Below are 955 nucleotides of genomic sequence, written 5' to 3' on the forward strand. Positions count from 1 at the left end.
GCTTGTATTTCCACTCGTTACTGTTCCTTTTACTGTAATTATTTCATTTGGCTCTGATAATGTATCGTCAGCTATTGGTATTACAGCTTCTGCACTTGTCTCTCCGGCTGGAATTAGTACTGTAATTGTCTCTCCTGTACTCGTTACGATTTCAACAACAGTATCTACACTACTCGGTATATCAATACTTACCGGTACTATTACACTTCCTGCATCTTCTGATACCGTTGGACTTGCTATACTTACCGTTGACAATACATCATTGACTGGTGTCACTACTACACTTACTGTAATTGGTGCACTTACGCTACCATCACTATCGGTTACTGTATAGGTAAAACTATCTATTGTTGTATCTGTACCATCATGTACATAACTAAAGGTTCCGTCGGTATTTACCGTTACTGTTCCGTTGGTTGGATTGGTAGCTATCACTACATCTCCTGTTGGTACTCCATCTTCGGAATCCGTATCATTCGCTTGTAAAGTTATTGCTCCACTATCCAATACGGTTTGTGTTCCACCTTCCGCTACTGTGATGGCATCTGGACTTCCTACAGGTTGGTCATTCTCTGGGGTGATCACTACAATTACCGTGATTGGTGCACTTACGCTACCATCACTATCGGTTACTGTATAAGTAAAACTATCTGTTGTTGTTTCACTTCCATCATGTACATAACTAAACGTACCGTCGGTATTTACCGTTACCGTTCCATTGGTTGGATTGGTAGCTATCACTACATCTCCTGTTGGTACTCCATCTTCGGAATCCGTATCATTCGCTTGTAAAGTTATTGCTCCACTATCCAATACGGTTTGTGTTCCACCTTCAGCTACTGTGATTGCATCTGGACTTCCTACAGGTTGGTCATTCTCTGGAGTGATCACTATACTTACTGTGATTGGTGCACTTGTTGTTCCATCACTATCAGTTACTGTATAGGTAAAACTA

1 protein-coding gene is annotated in these 955 nt (G+C 41.0%); it reads right to left on the reverse strand.

Translation table 11 applies throughout. The annotated features are described in order from the left end of the window. Window positions 1-955 (reverse strand): tandem-95 repeat protein (locus tag KQA_RS20540; protein ID WP_010181163.1); only part of this gene is annotated, 955 nt, incomplete at both ends.

Origin of the sequence: Aquimarina agarilytica ZC1 (genome assembly GCF_000255455.1) — a bacterium.
Lineage (GTDB): Bacteria > Bacteroidota > Bacteroidia > Flavobacteriales > Flavobacteriaceae > Aquimarina > Aquimarina agarilytica.